This window comes from Streptomyces sp. XY006 (assembly GCF_002237655.1).
Classification (GTDB): Bacteria; Actinomycetota; Actinomycetes; order Streptomycetales; family Streptomycetaceae; genus Streptomyces; species Streptomyces levis.
In genome coordinates this window covers 15,104-31,017 of record NZ_NOKT01000040.1, presented here as the reverse complement: position 1 = coordinate 31,017, position 15,914 = coordinate 15,104, and the positions used below count along the sequence as shown (strand labels likewise).

At 73.5% G+C, this 15,914-nt stretch carries 17 protein-coding genes, 1 tRNA gene and 1 riboswitch; of the genes, 8 read left to right on the top strand and 10 right to left on the bottom strand.

The annotated features are described in order from the left end of the window. The first annotated feature begins 17 nt into the window (after positions 1 to 17). The 3 genes from CHR28_RS33705 to CHR28_RS33695 are packed head-to-tail and all read left to right on the top strand — an operon-like array spanning position 18 to position 2,568. Positions 18 to 272, top strand: coding sequence for a lasso peptide biosynthesis PqqD family chaperone (locus CHR28_RS33705; protein WP_094057533.1), 255 nt, complete (start codon positions 18 to 20; stop codon positions 270 to 272). Further along, positions 269 to 703 (top strand): lasso peptide biosynthesis B2 protein, encoded by a 435-nt coding sequence (locus tag CHR28_RS33700; protein ID WP_094057532.1) that lies wholly within the window; start codon positions 269 to 271, stop codon positions 701 to 703. The genes CHR28_RS33705 and CHR28_RS33700 overlap by 4 nt, the downstream gene beginning before the upstream one ends. Further along, positions 700 to 2,568: an ABC transporter ATP-binding protein gene (locus tag CHR28_RS33695; protein ID WP_094057531.1), complete on the top strand. Its 1,869-nt coding sequence runs from the start codon at positions 700 to 702 to the stop codon at positions 2,566 to 2,568. Before CHR28_RS33700 ends, CHR28_RS33695 begins: the two co-directional genes overlap by 4 nt. A 15-nt stretch (positions 2,569 to 2,583) precedes the next feature. Here CHR28_RS33695 and CHR28_RS33690 read toward each other — a convergent pair whose 3' ends face one another. The 5 genes from CHR28_RS33690 to CHR28_RS33670 all read right to left on the bottom strand — a co-directional run bounded on the left by CHR28_RS33690 (position 2,584) and on the right by CHR28_RS33670 (position 6,700). Further along, positions 2,584 to 3,621 (bottom strand): ATP-binding SpoIIE family protein phosphatase, encoded by a 1,038-nt coding sequence (locus tag CHR28_RS33690; RefSeq protein WP_094057530.1) that lies wholly within the window; start codon positions 3,619 to 3,621, stop codon positions 2,584 to 2,586. Next, positions 3,621 to 4,064, bottom strand: coding sequence for an ATP-binding protein (locus CHR28_RS33685; RefSeq protein WP_094057529.1), 444 nt, complete (start codon positions 4,062 to 4,064; stop codon positions 3,621 to 3,623). The genes CHR28_RS33690 and CHR28_RS33685 overlap by 1 nt, the downstream gene beginning before the upstream one ends. Further along, positions 4,064 to 4,486 (bottom strand): STAS domain-containing protein, encoded by a 423-nt coding sequence (locus tag CHR28_RS33680; RefSeq protein ID WP_256984564.1) that lies wholly within the window; start codon positions 4,484 to 4,486, stop codon positions 4,064 to 4,066. The genes CHR28_RS33685 and CHR28_RS33680 overlap by 1 nt, the downstream gene beginning before the upstream one ends. After that, positions 4,483 to 5,400, bottom strand: coding sequence for an STAS domain-containing protein (locus tag CHR28_RS33675; RefSeq protein WP_094057528.1), 918 nt, complete (start codon positions 5,398 to 5,400; stop codon positions 4,483 to 4,485). The genes CHR28_RS33680 and CHR28_RS33675 overlap by 4 nt, the downstream gene beginning before the upstream one ends. Before the next feature lie 139 nt (positions 5,401 to 5,539). Further along, on the bottom strand, positions 5,540 to 6,700 hold the full coding sequence (locus CHR28_RS33670) for a PP2C family protein-serine/threonine phosphatase (protein ID WP_179272651.1): 1,161 nt from the start codon (positions 6,698 to 6,700) through the stop codon (positions 5,540 to 5,542). Between the two features lie 223 nt (positions 6,701 to 6,923). Between CHR28_RS33670 and CHR28_RS33665 the strand changes: the two genes are divergently transcribed. Together CHR28_RS33665 and CHR28_RS33660 are read left to right on the top strand one after the other, a co-directional pair. Next, a complete protein-coding gene (locus CHR28_RS33665) occupies positions 6,924 to 7,418 on the top strand; it encodes a MarR family transcriptional regulator (protein WP_179272650.1) in 495 nt (164 codons plus the stop codon). Positions 7,419 to 7,748: 330 nt separating this feature from the next. Beyond that, positions 7,749 to 8,609 (top strand): RNA polymerase sigma factor SigF, encoded by an 861-nt coding sequence (locus CHR28_RS33660; protein ID WP_094057526.1) that lies wholly within the window; start codon positions 7,749 to 7,751, stop codon positions 8,607 to 8,609. A gap of 62 nt (positions 8,610 to 8,671) precedes the next feature. On the opposite strand, the gene CHR28_RS33655 is transcribed toward CHR28_RS33660, so the two are convergent. The 3 genes from CHR28_RS33655 to CHR28_RS33645 all read right to left on the bottom strand — a co-directional run bounded on the left by CHR28_RS33655 (position 8,672) and on the right by CHR28_RS33645 (position 10,601). Then, positions 8,672 to 9,190, bottom strand: coding sequence for a MarR family winged helix-turn-helix transcriptional regulator (locus CHR28_RS33655; protein WP_094057525.1), 519 nt, complete (start codon positions 9,188 to 9,190; stop codon positions 8,672 to 8,674). A 117-nt stretch (positions 9,191 to 9,307) separates the two neighbouring features. After that, positions 9,308 to 9,949, bottom strand: a complete 642-nt coding sequence (locus tag CHR28_RS33650) for a GTP cyclohydrolase II (RefSeq protein WP_094057524.1) — start codon at positions 9,947 to 9,949, stop codon at positions 9,308 to 9,310. Positions 9,950 to 10,088: 139 nt separating this feature from the next. Further along, positions 10,089 to 10,601: a MarR family winged helix-turn-helix transcriptional regulator gene (locus CHR28_RS33645; protein ID WP_094057523.1), complete on the bottom strand. Its 513-nt coding sequence runs from the start codon at positions 10,599 to 10,601 to the stop codon at positions 10,089 to 10,091. Between the two features lie 76 nt (positions 10,602 to 10,677). Between CHR28_RS33645 and CHR28_RS33640 the strand changes: the two genes are divergently transcribed. From CHR28_RS33640 to CHR28_RS33630, 3 genes are all read left to right on the top strand, one after another. After that, a complete protein-coding gene (locus tag CHR28_RS33640) occupies positions 10,678 to 11,808 on the top strand; it encodes a dihydrofolate reductase family protein (RefSeq protein WP_094057522.1) in 1,131 nt (376 codons plus the stop codon). 62 nt (positions 11,809 to 11,870) lie between these two features. Next, positions 11,871 to 11,944 (top strand) — tRNA-Met (locus CHR28_RS33635). Between the two features lie 299 nt (positions 11,945 to 12,243). Continuing rightward, positions 12,244 to 12,400, top strand: a riboswitch (cyclic di-AMP (ydaO/yuaA leader). An 11-nt stretch (positions 12,401 to 12,411) separates the two neighbouring features. Beyond that, entirely contained in the window at positions 12,412 to 13,443 is a 1,032-nt protein-coding gene (locus CHR28_RS33630) for a M23 family metallopeptidase (RefSeq protein ID WP_094057521.1), read from the top strand. 86 nt (positions 13,444 to 13,529) lie between these two features. Here CHR28_RS33630 and CHR28_RS33625 read toward each other — a convergent pair whose 3' ends face one another. Continuing rightward, positions 13,530 to 14,945 (bottom strand): PrsW family intramembrane metalloprotease, encoded by a 1,416-nt coding sequence (locus CHR28_RS33625; protein ID WP_094057520.1) that lies wholly within the window; start codon positions 14,943 to 14,945, stop codon positions 13,530 to 13,532. Positions 14,946 to 15,014: 69 nt separating this feature from the next. Next, positions 15,015 to 15,848 carry a tRNA (guanosine(46)-N7)-methyltransferase TrmB gene (trmB, locus tag CHR28_RS33620; RefSeq protein ID WP_179272649.1) on the bottom strand — a complete coding sequence of 278 codons (834 nt, stop codon included), beginning with the start codon at positions 15,846 to 15,848 and terminating at the stop codon, positions 15,015 to 15,017. Positions 15,849 to 15,914 lie beyond the last annotated feature (66 nt).

The window sequence follows — 15,914 nt, the reverse complement described above, 5'->3', positions numbered from 1 at the left end:
GAGAAAGGCAGTCGCCCATGGCCTTGCGGTTCGGCCCCGACGTCTCCACTGCGGAGACCGCGTACGGCACCGTCCTGCTGGACGAGCGCACCGGTGACTACTGGGAGCTCAACCCCACCGCCACCCTGGTGGTCACCACCCTCCTCCAGGGCGGCGACGAGGCCGCGGCGGCCGACGCGCTCGTCGCCCGGTTCGACGTCGACCGGGCCGGCGCGGAGCGCGATGTCACGGCGCTCGTGCGGGAGTTGCGCGAATCGGGGCTGGCGCGATGACGACACCCAGCGCCCTGGAGCGCCCCACCGGTGTGCCGTTCACCCGGCGCCTGGCCGCCCGCCTGGTGCTCCTGCCCGCCCTCGTGCTGTCCCTGCTGCCCCCACGCCGGATCCGCGCGGTTCTCGGAGTGCTGCGCCGCGGAGCCGCACCGGCCACCGCCGCACAGGCCGGGGACGCTCGGGACGCCCTGTGCGCGGTCAGCCTGCGCTGTGCCGGGCCGAAGGGCTGTCTGCCCCGGTCCCTGGGCGCCGTCCTGCTGTGCCGGCTCGGCGGCACCTGGCCGGCCTGGTGCACCGGGGTACGCGTCGTCCCTCCCTTCACCGCGCACGCGTGGATCGAGGCGGACGGACGTCCTGTGGGCGAGGGGGTGCCGGACGACTACTTCGCCCGGCTCATCACCGTCCCGGCCGTGAGCCGCACGGCCCGATGAGCGACCCCGTGGCGGAGCACGACCAGGCCGCCGGCCGGGCACCGGAGCCCGGCACCGGCGAGTGCCGGGGGCCGGACCGCTCGACCCGGGCCGCCGTCCGCACGCTGTACGGGCTCACCGCCGGTCACCGGTCCTCCATCGCCGTCGCCTGCGCCCTCACCCTGGCCGGCTCCGCGCTGGGACTGGCCCAGCCCCTCGTCGCCAAGGAGGCCGTGGACGTCGGCGGCGGCGGCCACCCGTCGTGGGCCCTGCTGCTGGTCCTGGCCGTCCTGTTCGCGGCCGAGGCGGTGACCGGCGCGGTGGGGCGCTTCGTCCTGGAGCGCACGGGCGAGGGCGTCGTACGGCAGTTGCGGCACAGTCTGGTGGCGCGGCTGCTGCGGCTGGAGATGCGGGAGCACGACCGGCACCGCACCGGCGACCTGATCTCCCGGGTGACCGTCGACACCACCGTGCTGCGGGAGGTGGTCTCCCAGGCCCTGGTCGACCTGGTGACCGGAGCCCTCGTCGCGGCCGGCGCGATCGCCCTGATGCTGTGGCTCGACGCCCTGCTGCTGGTCCTGGTCGCGGCGACGGTCGCGGTCGCGGCTCTGGTCGTGGCGTCTCTGCTGAAGGGCATCCGGGCCGCCTCCGAGCGGACGCAGAGCTCCGTCGGCGCGATCGCCGCCGACCTGGAGCGCGCGCTCGGCGCGCTGGCGATGGTCCGGGTGCACCGCGCCGAGGAGCGCGAGGCCCGGCGCATCGGCGAGCGGATCGAGGCGGCGTACGGCGCGGGCGTACGGACGGCGAAACTCGCGTCGGTGATGAGCCCGGCCGTCGAACTCGCCGTCCAGGGATCGTTCCTGATCGTCCTGGTGATCGGCGGCCTGCGCGTCGGCGGTCACGCCGCCTCCCTCGGCGACCTGGTCGCCTTCCTGCTCTACGCCTCCTATCTGGTCCTGCCCCTGTCGTCGGTGTTCCGCGCGGTCGGCCTGATCCAGCGGGGCATGGGCGCCTACACGCGCGTCGAGCAGGCACTGGCCCTGCCCGCCGAGCCGGTGGAGCCCGGCACGCCCCGCTGTCCCGGCACCGCCCCGGCCGTACGGGCCGCGCCGCGCGAGGAACCCGTCCTCGAACTGCGCGACCTCACCTTCGGCTACGACCCGGGCCGGCCGGTGCTGCGCGGAGTGGACCTCACCGTTGCGTACCGGAGCCAGACCGCCCTGGTCGGCCGGTCGGGCGCCGGGAAGAGCACGGTCTTCGCCCTGGTGGCCCGGTTCTACGAGCCGGACTCCGGAGAGCTGCTGTTCGACGGCCGGCCCGCCGCCGGACTGACCCGCGAAGAGTGCCGGGCCCGTATCGCCGTCGTCGACCAGAACACCCACGTCGTCCACGGCACACTCCGGGACAACATCACCTACGCCGTGCCCGACGCCCCGGAGGCGGAGGTGCGGCGCGTCGTCGAACTCGCCCGGCTCGACGACGTCGTACGCCGGCTGCCCGGCGGCCTGTCCGGCATGCTCGGCGAGCGCGGCGGCACCCTCTCGGGAGGGGAGCGCCAGCGCGTGGCCCTGGCCCGTGCCCTGCTGGCCCGCCCCCGGCTGCTCCTGCTGGACGAGCCCACGTCCCACCTGGACGCCATCAACGAGAGCGCGCTCGCCCGGGTGATGAAGGACGTGGCCGGCGAGTGCGCGCTGCTGGTGATCGCGCACCGGCTCTCCACCGTGCAGCACGCCGACCGGATCGTCGTCCTGGACGAGGGGCGCACCAGCGCCTGCGGCACGCACGAGGAACTGCTCGCGGTCAGCCCCGTCTACCGGGAACTGGCGGCGGGGCAGATGCTGCGTCCGGCCTCCGGCCCGCTGCGCGCCGCGGGGACCGCCCGGTAGGGGGGCGGTCCGGGGCTAGGAGCCGGAGCCGCTTCCGAGCACCACCACGCACGTGTCGTCCCCGGCCGGCCGGGCCGCGCTTCCCGCGTCCCGCAGGAGCACCGCCGCCACCACGGCCGGGTCGCACCGGAGCAGGACGGCGTCGTCGGGTGGGGTCCAGCGGGCGGGCATGCCGTCGCTGTGCAGGACGAGCAGGCTGTCGTCCCGCCAGGACTCCCGCTGCACGCGTACGGTCGCGGGGGCCTGGGCGCCCACGATGCCGGGGTGGGACAGCAGCGGCTTCCAGCCGCCGTCGGTGCGCAGCCGGGCGCCGATGTTGCCGGTGCCGGCGAAGTGCAGCCGGCCGGAGCCGAGGTCGACCTGGGCCACGGCGACGGCCGCGCCCCGGGTGCTGCGCAGCGACCGGCCCAGGTGCCGCAGGATGTCGGCGGGAGACCGGTCCGCCACGCCCCGCAGCTCGGCCACGGCGGTGGTGGACGCCTCGGCGGCCTTGGGGCCGTGGCCGAGACCGTCGGCGAGCAGCAGGGTCAGACGGTCGCCGGTGTGCACCCAGCCCCAGGCGTCCCCGGAGTGTTCGGCCCGGCCGAGGGGGACGTTGACGCCGCCGGCCCGTGGGTGCGGGGAGGGGGCCGAGCCCCGGACGGCCGGGTCGTGGTCGATGCGGGCCACCGCCACGGTGCCCCGGCCGGGGGCGCTGTGCAGGTCGAAGGCGTTCGCTATGCGCCGGCAGGTGCCGAGCCCGGCGCCCAGGGTGGCGGCGGTGCTGTAGCCGTCGCGCATGGCCTGCGCGACGTCCGGGATGCCCGGGCCGTGGTCCAGGGAGAGCAGCTGCACGGCCGTGCGCTGGTCGTGCGCGCTCTCGACCAGGTTGATGATGACGTGCCCGTCGTCCGCGTGGCGCAGCAGGTTGGTGGCCAGCTCCGTGGCCACGAGGGCGGCGGTCGCGGTCCGTTGCGGGGGCAGGCCGGCGCGGGCGCTGGCCTCCTCGGCCGCCACGCGCACGTCCCGCACGCGGGTCGAGTCGGCCACCGGCACGTCCCAGACCCTGCTCATCACAGCCCCGGACGGGTCGGCGGGACGATGGTGGCCCAGGCCGTGACGGTGACGGTGGTGCCCCCGCCGGGCGTGCTGTCCACCTCGAACTCCTGGACGAGACGCTTGGACCCGCTCAGTCCGAGCCCGAGTCCGCCGCCGCTGGTGTAGCCGTCGGTCATGGCCTGCTCCAGGTCCCGGATGCCGGGGCCGGAGTCGACGAAGGACAGCCTCAGGCCCTGCGCCTGGCCGGTGTGCAGCGGGGTGAGCACGACGTGACCGCCCCCGCCGTGGACCAGGGTGTTGCGGGCCAGCTCGCTGGCGGCCGTGACCAGCTTGGTCTGCTGCACCAGGCCGAAACCGAGCTCCGCGGCGGCCTGCCGGACCTGCTGGCGCACCCAGGCCAGGTCGGCGTCGGAGCCGATCGGCAGGGTGGCCGGGGCGGCATGGCGGGAAGCGGTCATCAAGGACTCCTCTCGCCGTCGCGCGGGTCGCCGGTGAGCAGTTCCATGGCGCGCTCGACGTCCAGGGCGGTGCGCAGTCCGGGCAGGGTCAGGCCCAGCTCGACCAGGGTGATGGCGACCGCCGGGCGCATGCCGGCCAGGACCGTCCGCGCGGCCAGCAGCCCGGCGCCGGCGGCGATCTCGGCGAGGACCCGGCCCAGGAAGGAGTCGACGATGTCCACGCCGGAGATGTCGATGACCACGCCGGTCACCCGTGACCCGGCGATCCGGGAGGTGATGTCGTGCTGGAGCTGCTCGGCCATCCCGTCGTGCAGCTCGCCCTGGAGGGTGACCAGCAGGACGTCGCCCAGCCGGAGGACCGGCACCGTGAAGCCGTACCCGCCCGTGGCCCCGGCCAGCGGGGGCCCCGCCGCCCCGGTCACCGCACGCCCGCGTCCGCCGCCGGGTCGGCCGTGCGCAGCGGCGCGATCTCGACGCCCTGCCTGCTGAGCGCGTACGCCAGGGCGTCCGCCAGGCTCGCGCGGGTGAGCACCGAGCCGAGGTCGATGCCGAGGTGGACGATGGTCTGCGCGATGGCGGGCCGGATGCCGGAGACGATGCACTCGGCGCCCATCAGCCGCGCCGCCGCCACCGTCTTCATCAGGTGCTGGGCGACCAGCGAGTCGACCGTGGGCACGCCGGTGATGTCGAGGATCGCGAACCGGGCGCGCTCGGCGACGATCGCGTCCAGCAGGGACTCCATGACGACCTGGCTGCGCGCGCTGTCCAGGGTGCCGATCAGCGGGACGGCGACGGTGCTCTCCCAGAGTTTGATCACCGGGGTGGCCACCTCGTGCAGCTGCTCGCGCTGACGGGCGATCACCTCCTCGCCCGCACTGACGGTGGTCTCCATGACGACCAGGCGCAGCGTGCCCATGAGCGCGGTGAGCGCCACGACGCACTCCAGGGCCTCGCGGCCGTTCGGGTCGTCGAACTCGGCGCGCAGCAGCTCGGTCGCCGGCTCGCGCAGCGCGGCCACCTCACGGGCCACCCCGTCCGGGTCGGTCCCCGTACGGGCGCGGGAGGCGGCCATCCGCCCCAGCTGGTCGCGGACCGCCTCGAAGCCGGCGGCCCGGATGTCCTCCAGGCGTCCGGAGGCGGCCACCGCGGCCAGGGCCGCGGCCACGGCCCTGCCCGCCTCCACCGCCTCGTCGCGTGAGACGGTGAAGACCGTGCGGAACAGGGCGGCGTCGGCCCAGCGCTGGGCGATCTGCTCCCGGCGCCGTTCGAGAAAGGCGCTCACCTGGTGCGCGGCCGGCTGCTGTTCCGCGGTCTCTTCCGACACCGACACGTGCATCGCTCCCTTGCGCGGGCCGGACCGGGACCGCTCCGGCGCCTCAGTCCGTTACTTGCCGTATGACAAACATTAGTGCCGACGTTCGGAGCCACCAAACACCGGGCTTCGGACGCTCTCGACCTGCGCCTTCCCCGCTCGCTCAGCGGCCACGCCAGTCGAGGCACACCACCAGGGCGTCGTCGTCCGGGTCGGGCCTGCCGCGGTGGCCGGTCAGCTCGCGCAGGATGGCCCGGGGCACCTCGGCGGCGGGCAGCAGCCGGGTGGACTGGATCGCCCGGGCCAGGGCGGCGTCGCCGTACGTCTCACCGCCCGGGGAGGCGACGTCGTACACCCCGTCGCTGACGAAGACCAGCCGGTCGCCCGGCTCGACCCGGAACTCCTGGGTGACGTAGTCGGTCTCCTCGAACATGCCGAGCGGCAGCTGGGCGTCGAAGGCCACCCGTTCCACCGTGCCGTCCCGCAGCCGCAGCAGTCGCGGCGACCCGGCGTCCACGGCCCGGACCAGACCGGTGGCCAGGTCGATGTCGAGCATGAGCACCGAGAGGTAGCAGCGGCCCCGGTAGTGGGCGTAGACGGCCTGGTCGCCGAGGGCCGCCTGGTCGGCCAGACCGAGCCCGGCCCGGCGGGCGTTGCGCAGGGCGTTGATCGCCAGGTTCGTCAGCAGGGAGGCCTCTATGCCCTCGCCCATGCCGTTGGTGACGTAGAGGCTGAGCCGGTCGGCCGAGGCGGACCAGTCGAAGTTGTCGCCGAAGATCCCGTAGGCCGGTTCCAGCTGGGCGCCCAGTTCGTACTCGGGGCGGGCGCAGGAGCGGCCCGGCAGCAGCTGCCACTGCATCTCGGCGGCCAGGGTGAGCCGGTCCCGGCGGCGGGCCTGGAGGTAGAGGTCGGTGTCCCGCTCGGCCACGATCACCTCGTGTGCCAGCACCTCGGCGATCTCCGCCAGTTCGGCCAGGACGCCCCGGGCGTGCTCGCGGCCGCGCAGGGTCACCGTCAGCACGCCCAGGCGGTCGCCGCGCACGGAGACCGGCAGATGCGCGCGCACGACGTCGTCCGCGAGGGTCTCCACGTGGGGCTCCTGCGCTCCGAAGGCGCGGCCGGCCGGGCTGCTGTGCACCGGCACCGGCTGGAGGGTGTGCGGCAGGACGGACACCGGCTGGAGCACCGTCAGTCCGTAGTCGGCGAGGAAGAGCTCGACGGAGTCCGCCGCGTACTGATCGGTCAGTACACGACGGACCGCGTCCAGCAGTTGGTGGGGTGCCGCCGTGCGCAGGGCGCGCTCGGCGGCCACGAATCTGTTCACGGTCGTCGTCACGGGGTTGCTACACCTGTCTTCGGTCGGGCGCCGACGGGTCGCCGGTCGGCATCGACGTTTTCTCTGTGGACGAGGGGGCGGGATGCGGGGTCCCGGGTATGAGCGGGCGGGCGGCCGGCGGGGGAGGGGGCGGTTGTGGCCCGGGGCCGTCGCCGCCGCCGGGCCGCCGCGCGCCTAGTACGCTGACGGCCATCCCGGTGCCTGCGAGAGTGTGACTGTGACTTCCCTCCGACCCCGCCCTGAGCCCGCAGAGGTCGCCCGCGTGACCTCCACGGCCGCGGAGTTGCTGGAAGTCCTGTGGGGCCGGGCCTCCACGGCGCCCGCGTCCGCGTCCCAGCTGCGCGTGCTGCTCATCCTCGAGCACCACGAGGGCATCAACCTGCGCACGCTCGCCGACTCCCTCGCCTCCACGCCGCCCTCGACCAGCCGGCTGTGCGACCGGCTGCAGGCGGCCGGTTTCGTCGAACGCGTGGTGAGCCCGGTCGACCGGCGCGAGCTGCGCCTGCGGCTGAGCAGCCGGGGCCGCGCCTTCCTGGCCGATCTGCGCGTGCGCCGCGAGGAAGCGCTGCGCGCCGTGCTCGACCAGATGCCCGCCGCGAAGCGCGTCGCGCTGCTGCAGGGTCTGGAGGCCTTCTGCGACGCGGCGGCGGCCCAGATACACGACGACTCCGACGACTCCCGCGCGTCCGGCTCCCGGACTGCCTGAACTGCCCGCCGGGGCGTCGGGTCGTCCCTTCCGGGCCCTTCCCGTCGCCTGCTCGGCACCGTTACTTTGTTGCTCCACGACTATAGTTGTCAAACAACAACTGTCCGTTCCACGAGCCCTTCGGTCTCCTTCGCAGCACCGCACCGCCCACCCTCCCGCTTGTCCGACACACCTTTCGTGCGGGTACCCCGACACCGCCCCGACCTGCGCCGACTGTGGTCTACGTCTCGACGTGGCCGGCGCGGGGCATGACCGGGGCGAGTGCGGGTAGCGGCGGTGGAGGTGGCCTGTCGGGGGATCGGAGCGGGCCGGAACTACGAGGGAGGGCCCGTGACCGCGACCACGCGCATCGGCACGACGACGGATTCCGCCACCTACGCAGGCGAGGAGCTGCCGCAGATCGCGGAGCCGCAGAAGATCCCTCCGCAGGACGCGCGCGAGCTGACGGGGCAGTTCCTCGACCGCCTCGCGGTGCTGGAGGAGGGCACTCCCGAATACCAGTACGCGCGCAACACGCTCATCGAGATGAACATGTCGCTGGTGCGCTTCGCGGCCCGCCGGTTCCGCTCGGGCGGCCAGTCCATGGAGGACGTCGTCCAGGTCGGCGTGATCGGGCTGATCAAGGCCATCGACCGGTTCGAGGTCTCCCGCGAGGTGCAGTTCACCAGTTTCGCGGTGCCGTACATCGTCGGTGAGATCAAGCGTTTCTTCCGTGACACGTCCTGGGCGGTGCACGTCCCGCGCCGGCTGCAGGAGGCCCGTACCGAACTGGCCAAGGCCACCGAGGAGCTGGCCTCCCGGCTGGGCCGCGCGCCGCGGGTGTCGGAGCTGGCGGCCCTGATGAACCTGTCCGAGGAGGAGGTCGTCGAGGCGCAGATCGCGGCCAACGGCTATGTCTCCTCCTCGCTCGACGCCACGATCAGCGCCGACGCCGAGGAGAGCGACACCAAGCTCTCGGAGTTCATCGGCGGGGAGGACCCGGCGCTGGAACTGGTCGAGGACTTCCACGCCCTCGCCCCGCTCGTCGCCGAACTCGACGAACGCCAGCGCCTCATCCTGCATCTGCGTTTCGTGGAGGAGCTCACGCAGGCGGAGATCGGCGCCCGGCTCGGCATCTCCCAGATGCACGTCTCCCGGCTGCTCTCCCGCACGGTGGCCCGTCTGCGGTCGGGGATGCTGGCGACCGAATGACCCCCTGAATCCGCTGTGAGCGCGGGACACCCGGCCGGTCAACCGCCCGGCCCGTCCCGCGCTCAGCCGTGTCCGCGGGGTCCGTCTGTGTCGCCCCTGCGTGGGGCCGGGCGGTGGCGGGCGGAGAGGAAGCCCCGTAGTCCGCGGCGGAGTGCGGCCCGTTCCGCCGGGGCCATCGCCTCCAGCGCCGTGGTCAGGGCCTGCGCACGGCTCACCGCCACCTCGCCCAGGACGTGGTGGCCGTGGGCGGTGAGCCGGAGTTGCACCTCGCGGCGGGTGCCGGGGTGCGGGGCGCGTTCCAGGAGCCCGGCCGCCGCCAGGCGGTCGCAGAGGCGGCTGGCCGTGGGCAGGCCGATGTCGAGCCGGTCCGCCAGGGACGTGAGGTTGAGGCCGGGAGTCGCCTGCAAGGTGCGCAGCGCGCGCAGTTGATGCGGGGACAGCCGCAGGGACGCTTCCTGGGCGGCGATCGCCCACAGGGCCGTCAGACTCTCCACGGCATCGGCGATCTGTGCCGCGACGGCCTCCGGGCCGTCACCCCGTCCCCTCGCCCGGTGGTCACCGGGGCCGTCGAGATCGGTCACGAAACGGTCACTTTCCTAAGCTCCGGGTACTGCGGAGGTCGCCCTCATTCAAAGGCTGTACCCGAAGAGCCAAGGGGCAAGCAGTCCCGTTCCGTGCGGGATTCGGACCCGGACGGCTCAGCCGGCGTTCAGCTCCGTCAGGGACGCGAGCGGCAGCGTGTGCTGCGTCTGGAGGACCTTGGCGCGCAGATAGCGGACGTTGTGCGCGGTGGTGAAGACGCCGGTCGGGACCCGCTCGCGGACGTCGACGCCCAGGGCGCGCAACTGGGCGGCCTTGTCGGGGTTGTTGGAGAGCAGGTCCAGTTCGCCGATGCCGAGGGCCCGCAGCATCTGCGCCGCGGCCGTGTAGTCGCGGGCGTCCTCGGGCAGCCCCAGCGCCGCGTTCGCCTCGTAGGTGTCCAGGCCCTGGTCCTGGAGGGCGTAGGCGTCCAGCTTGTTGTAGAGCCCGATGCCCCGGCCCTCCTGGCGGAGGTAGAGGAGCACGCCGCCGCGCTCGGCGATGCGCTCGACCGCCTCGCGCAGCTGCGGGCCGCAGTCGCAGCGGGCGGATCCGAACACGTCCCCGGTCAGGCACTCGGAGTGCAGCCGCACCAGCGGGACCGGGCCCGGCTCGCCCAGGACGACGGCCACGTGCTCCTGACCGTCGGCCAGGCCGTGGAAGGTGACGAGCTCGGCGTCGGCCTCGTAGCCGTCGTGGAAGCGCAGCGGGACCCGGACGCGGGAGCGCGGGGTGGCGAGGACGCTGGGGGTGTCGGGCATGCGGGGCCTCCGGGTTCCGTTCCTGTTCGGCAGCACGGCCGTCGAGCGAGTTGCTTCAGATTTGAAGCAGACCCACGGCCGGAACCCTACTCGTGCTTTAAATTTGAAGCAACGAGAGTTCGGCCCTGTGTGGCGCGCGTCACGAACAGCCCGTCGAGGACCTCCGCCGCCACGGCACGCCGTCCGTCGCCGGCCGCCCGTCCTCCTGGAGCCCCTCGGCGATCGCCGTGGAGATCGCCTCCAGCTGGCCCACCTGCTCCGCGCTGAGCCGGTCGAACAGGGAGTTCCGCACGGTCTCGACGTGCCCGGGCGCCGCCCGCTCCAGCACGGCGAACCCCTCGTCGGTCAGCGCCGCGATGCTGCCCCGCTTGTCGTACCGGCACGCCTCCCGCCGCAGCATGCCGTCCTTCTCCAGCCGCGTCACCGCGTACGTCAGCCGGCTGCGCGTGATCTTCAGCCGCTCGGCGAGGTCGGTCATCCGCAGCCGCCGGTCCGGAGCCTCGGACAGGACGGACAGGATGGAGTAGTAAAGGTGGGGCATGCCGGCGTCCTGCTGGAGCTGCCGGTCGATCGCGTCCTCCAGGAGCAGCGAAGCGGCGATGTAGGCGCGCCAGGCGCGCTGCTCCTCGGGGGTGAGCCAGCGAGTCGTCATGCCGCCAGTGTAGGTTTGTTTCAAACTTGAACCAAGCGCTGTCCAGTCCGCCGTCCCGACCAGCCGCGGAGCGTCGATGCCCCACCCGTACGTCCTGCTGTCCGCCGCCGTCTCCCTCGACGGCTACCTGGACGACACCGGCCCCGAACGTCTGCTGCTGTCCGGCCCGGCCGACTTCGACCGGGTCGACGAGGTCCGGGCGTCCGTCGACGCGATCCTGGTCGGCGCCGGCACCATCCGCGCCGACAATCCCCGGCTGCTGGTGAACTCGCCCGAGCGCCGCTCCGCCCGGGTGGCCGCCGGCCGGCCCGAGTACCCGCTCAAGGTCACCGTCAGCGGCTCCGGCGCGCTCGACCCGGACGCCCGGTTCTGGCACACCGGCGGCGAGAAGGTGCTGTACACGACCGACACCGGGGCCGAACGCGCCCGCGCCCTCGGCATCGCCGCCGACGTCGTCCCGCTCGGCGCGGACCTCGACTGGCGCCGGCTCCTCACCCACCTGCACGACGTCCGGGGCGTACGGCGCCTCATGGTCGAGGGCGGCGGCCTGATCCACACCCAGCTGCTCACCCAGGGCCTCGCCGACGAACTCCAGCTGGTCCTCGCCCCGCTCTTCGTCGGCGACCCGCAGGCCCCCCGCCTCTTCGGGCCCGGCGGCTACCAGCGCGGCCGGCTCCGGCTGCTGGAGACGCGGCGGATCGAGGACGTCGTCCTCATGCGCTACGTGCCGACCGCCCCGGGCACCGGCGCCCTGCCCACCGCCGCCGACCACCGGTGGCTGAGCCTCGCCTGCGAGCTGGCGGAGCAGTGCCCGCCCTCGGACACGGCGTTCAGCGTGGGCGCGGTGGTGGTCGCCGCCGACGGCACGGAACTGGCCCGCGGGCACTCCCGGGAGGCCGGCGACCCGGTCGGGCACGCCGAGGAGGCGGCGCTGGCCAGGATCGACCCGGCCGACCCGCGGCTTCCCGGCGCGACGGTGTACAGCAGCCTGGAGCCGTGCGCCCGCCGCGCCTCCCGCCCCGTGCCCTGCGCCCGGCTGATCCTCGACGCGGGCGTGCGCCGGGTGGTCACCGCCTGGCGCGAGCCGGACACCTTCGTCGCGGGGGCCGACGGCAGCGGCGTCCTGGCCGCGGCCGGAGCGCAGGTCGTGGTCCTCCCGGAGCACGCGGAGCGGGCCCAGGCACCCAACCGCCACCTGCTGTCCTGAGCCCCGGGGGACGGGTGTGGCACGAGCTGTCCTGCGCATGGCGTACACTGGAGTCACAACGACGCGGGGTGGAGCAGCTCGGTAGCTCGCTGGGCTCATAACCCAGAGGTCGCAGGTTCAAATCCTGTCCCCGCTACTGAAGGCCGAGGGCCGGAATCCGAAAGGGTTCCGGCCCTCGGTGCTTTCGCTTTCCTGGCGCGGGACGCCCCTCACGGAGGGTGAGCGAATCCTCCCGCTCCGCATAACAACTGACACACCGTCAAAAACCCTTTCCCGCCTGCGGGGCGGTCAACTCGCCCGATTTAAGCCGGTCATGGCAGGTAAGTCCGCGCGAAAAAGGTTAATGATCAAGAGGAACCGCTGGAATACCCACCGCGCCTCCATTAACGTTCGATAACGCAGCGCGGTCGTCCCAGCCGTCACAGAAGGCGGCTCCGTGCGCACGCGCCGAATCCCGAAAGGGAACCGGGGAACCACCACTTGGGGTGAATCGAGCGGATGCCGCCGTGGAAGCACGGCCGGTATACGCGCGTAGGAGACCTTCCTGCTCCGAACCCGTCAGCTAACCCGGTAGGCGAGAAGGAAGGAAAGGAGTACGCCCACGTGGCGTCCAACCGGCCTGCCCCCGCGGCCCCGTTCGCACCGAACCAGCGCGACACCGAAGTCTTCGGCTACGGCGGTCAGCGCACCGACGAGGGCCCGTTCCAGGAGTGGAACCCCACCGCGGAGTCCATCCGTCCCGTCCGTGGCCGGCATCGCGTCACCAAGCAGCGCGGCGGAGGGCTCGCCCGCAGCTCCACCGTCCTGGGCGTCGGCGTCATAGCCGCCGTGGGCGCCGGCGGCATGGCCAGCGCCCAGACCGGCAAGCCGCCGGTGTCGATCTCCGTGCCGGACCTTCCCTCGGTGGGTTCCCTCATCTCGGACGACGACACCCCCGAAGGCTCCGCCACTCCGCTCAGCGACCTCACGACCGCCTCGGCCGACACCGAGCAGGGCGGCGCCAACGCCGGTGAGGCCCTGCGCGCCCGGATCATGGCCCAGGTCGAGCACCAGCAGGACCAGATCGAGACCAAGGCCGCCGAGGAAGCCGCGGCCGCCGCCGAGAAGGCCGCGGCCGAGGCCGTCGCCAAGGCGGAGAAGGAAGCCAAGGCCAAGGCCGCCGAGGCCAAGCGGAAGGCCGAGGAAGAGGCCCGCAAGAAGGCCGAGGCCGAGCGGCTCGCCGCCCTCGCCAAGCAGTACACGCTGCCGACCTCCTCGTACACCATCACCTCCAGCTTCGGCCAGGCCGGCGCCTACTGGTCCTCCGGCTACCACACCGGCCTCGACTTCGCCGCCCCCACGGGCACGCCGATCAAGGCGGTCCACAGCGGCACCATCACCGAGGCCGGCTGGAACGGCTCCTACGGCTACAAGACCGTCCTCACCCTGGAGGACGGCACGGAGATCTGGTACGCGCACCAGTCCTCCATCGGCGTCAGCGTCGGCCAGAAGGTCAGCACGGGCGACGTCATCGGCCGCGTCGGCGCCACGGGCAACGTCACCGGGGCGCACCTGCACCTGGAGGTCCACGCGGCCGGCTCCAGCAGCGGCATAGACCCGATGGCCTGGCTGCGGGACAAGGGCCTCAACCCGTAAGCGACGAGCGCCCGCAGAAGCACCGGCAGCCCTGACGACGACCCCCCGACGTCAGGGCTGCCGGTTTTTCCGTGCCGGGCCGGGTGTCAGGACCGGTAGGGGTTGTATGCCGGGTACTGCGCGGGCTGGGGGGCGTATCCGGCCGGCTGGCCGTACGCGGGGGCCTGGCCGTACGCGGGGGCCTGGCCGTACGGGGAGACCTGGCCGTACGCGTAGCCGTGGCCGTACGCCCCGGGCATCGGCCAGGGCGGGGCCGTCACCGGGACCGGAGGGGCCGTGATGCGGGCCGCGTGGTCCAGGGCCGGGCGGGCCGCCTCGCGGCGACGCCACAGGGCCGCCAGCAGCTCCATCTCCCGTACGGCGAAGTCGGGCCCGGCGCGGCCCCGGCGGGCCCGGTGCCGCAGGAACGCGAGCGACGTCGCGTACGCCTCGTACCGCGCCACCTCCCGTGCCGCCGCCTTCCCGGCGTGCCGGCGGGCGTACTGGCGGGCGATCCGCCGCGCCCGCATCGAGCCGAGCGCGTACGGCTCGGCCGGGGACAGCCAGCCCGCGACCGCGTAGGCGGGCAGTTCCGCCCGTACGGTCCGCAGCTCGCGCTGCCGCGTCCAGATCACCAGCCACGTCAGCAGCCCGAAGATCGGCACCATGAACGCCGCGTAGACGGCGAAGAACCCGTACTCGCCGAAGGCCGACGAGCCGTTCCACATCGCGTGCATGCCCATCGCCAGCAGCAGCCCGGCGAGCGGGAAGGCGACGCGCCGGATGTGCTGGCGGTCCGCCGAGAGCGCGGCGACGCCGAAGCCGATGCCGGTCAGGACCGTGAAGAGCGGGTGCGCGAAGGGCGACATGATGATGCGGACGAAGAAGGTCGCCGCCGTGACGGAGGCGATGCCGCTGCCGCCGGTGAGCTGATCGGTGCCGAAGGCGGTGCCCAGGTAGAGGATGTTCTCCGTGAAGGCGAAGCCGGTCGCGGTGACACCGGCTATGACCACGCCGTCGACGATGCCGGTGAAGTCGCGGCGGCGGAAGAGGAAGACCAGGAGCACGGCCGCCGCCTTGGCCGTCTCCTCGACCACCGGCGCTATCACGGTCGCGCCGAGGGTGTCCGCGCTGGACGGGTCCGCGGTCGCCGTCGCTATCCACCGTGTGGCGAAGCTGTTGGCGACGATCGCTATCAGCGCCGCCGCGCAGGCGCCCCAGGCGAAGGAGAACACCAGGTTGCGCCAGGGGCCCGGTTCGACGCGGTCCAGCCAGCGGAACGAGGCGATGAGCAGGGGCACCGGGAGCAGGGCCAGCCCGAGCCCGACCAGGAAGCCCTCCGTGCCGGTCTCCTCCCGGACCAGGGCGAGGATGACCAGGCCGGATATCGCGAGGAGCGTGGTCGGGGCGCCGTAGCGCACCCAGGGGCGCTGCCACCAGTGGGCGTGCCGCAGCGGGCCGGCGGCGGGGGCGCCGTCGGTGGGAGCGCTGGGGTACGACGGGTGTGGGGGGCAGGTGGCCACGGCATTGACCCTAACGACGGAGGGGCGCTGTCCGCAGGCTGGAGAGGTGCCAGGGGCGGTGCGGTGCGGTCAGACGCCGGCGGGGGGACGGTCCGCGTGTGGTACGCGGCGGAAGAGGAGGTCGTTCACGACATGTCCCTTGTCCAGTCCCTGGCCCTCGAAACGAGTCAGCGGCCGGAAGTCGGGACGCGGCGCGAAACCGCCGTCCGCCTGCGTGTTCTCGAAGTCGGGGTGAGCCGTGAGTACGTCGAGCATCTGTTCGGCGTACTCCTCCCAGTCGGTGGCGCAGTGCAGGATCGCGCCCGGCCGCAGGCGGGTCGCGGCGAGGGAGAGGAACTCGGGCTGGATCAGTCTGCGCTTGTGGTGCCGCTTCTTGGGCCAGGGGTCGGGGAAGTAGACGCGCAGGCCGTCGAGGGAGTCCGGGGTCAGCATCTCGCGGAGCAGGATGATCGCGTCGCCGTTGCCCACGCGGATGTTGGACAGGCCGTTGCGGTCGGCGAGGTTCAGGAGGTTGCCCTGGCCGGGGGTGTGGACGTCGACCGCGAGGATGTTGGTGGCGGGGTCGGCGGCGGCCATCTGGGCGGTCGCCTCGCCCATGCCGAAGCCGATCTCCAGGACGACGGGGTTGTCGTTGCCGAAGAGGTCGGGCAGGTCGAGGGTCCGGCTGCCGTCGATGTCCAGGCCCCACTTGGGCCACAGGCGCTGCAGCGCGTCCGCCTGGCCGGCGGTGACCCGGCTGCGCCGGGGCTGGAAACTCCGGATCCGCCGCTCGAAGTGCGACCCGGCCGGGTCGGCCTTCGGCCCGTCGGGGAAGCGGGGCTCTCCCTTGGCCCGGGCGTGCCGGGCGGGGGCGCCGGGGGTGTGAGGGAGCGGGGGTTCGGGGGAGTTCGCGGAGTCAGACACAGTGGGGCCGATTTTACGGGGTGGGGGTGCCTTCGCCTGGCGCGTGGCGCCGGGTGTGGGGCGGGG

What these genes read in the sequence shown, in the direction of transcription:
- CHR28_RS33675 (WP_094057528.1), bottom strand. Translation starts at nt 5,400, where the DNA reads ATGCACGTGTCGGTGTCGGAAGAGACCGCGGAACAGCAGCCGGCCGCG.
- CHR28_RS33705 (WP_094057533.1), top strand. Translation starts at nt 18, where the DNA reads ATGGCCTTGCGGTTCGGCCCCGACGTCTCCACTGCGGAGACCGCGTAC.
- CHR28_RS33695 (WP_094057531.1), top strand. Translation starts at nt 700, where the DNA reads ATGAGCGACCCCGTGGCGGAGCACGACCAGGCCGCCGGCCGGGCACCG.
- CHR28_RS33690 (WP_094057530.1), bottom strand. Translation starts at nt 3,621, where the DNA reads ATGAGCAGGGTCTGGGACGTGCCGGTGGCCGACTCGACCCGCGTGCGG.
- CHR28_RS33645 (WP_094057523.1), bottom strand. Translation starts at nt 10,601, where the DNA reads ATGACGACTCGCTGGCTCACCCCCGAGGAGCAGCGCGCCTGGCGCGCC.
- CHR28_RS33685 (WP_094057529.1), bottom strand. Translation starts at nt 4,064, where the DNA reads ATGACCGCTTCCCGCCATGCCGCCCCGGCCACCCTGCCGATCGGCTCC.
- CHR28_RS33700 (WP_094057532.1), top strand. Translation starts at nt 269, where the DNA reads ATGACGACACCCAGCGCCCTGGAGCGCCCCACCGGTGTGCCGTTCACC.
- CHR28_RS33650 (WP_094057524.1), bottom strand. Translation starts at nt 9,949, where the DNA reads ATGCCCGACACCCCCAGCGTCCTCGCCACCCCGCGCTCCCGCGTCCGG.
- CHR28_RS33640 (WP_094057522.1), top strand. Translation starts at nt 10,678, where the DNA reads ATGCCCCACCCGTACGTCCTGCTGTCCGCCGCCGTCTCCCTCGACGGC.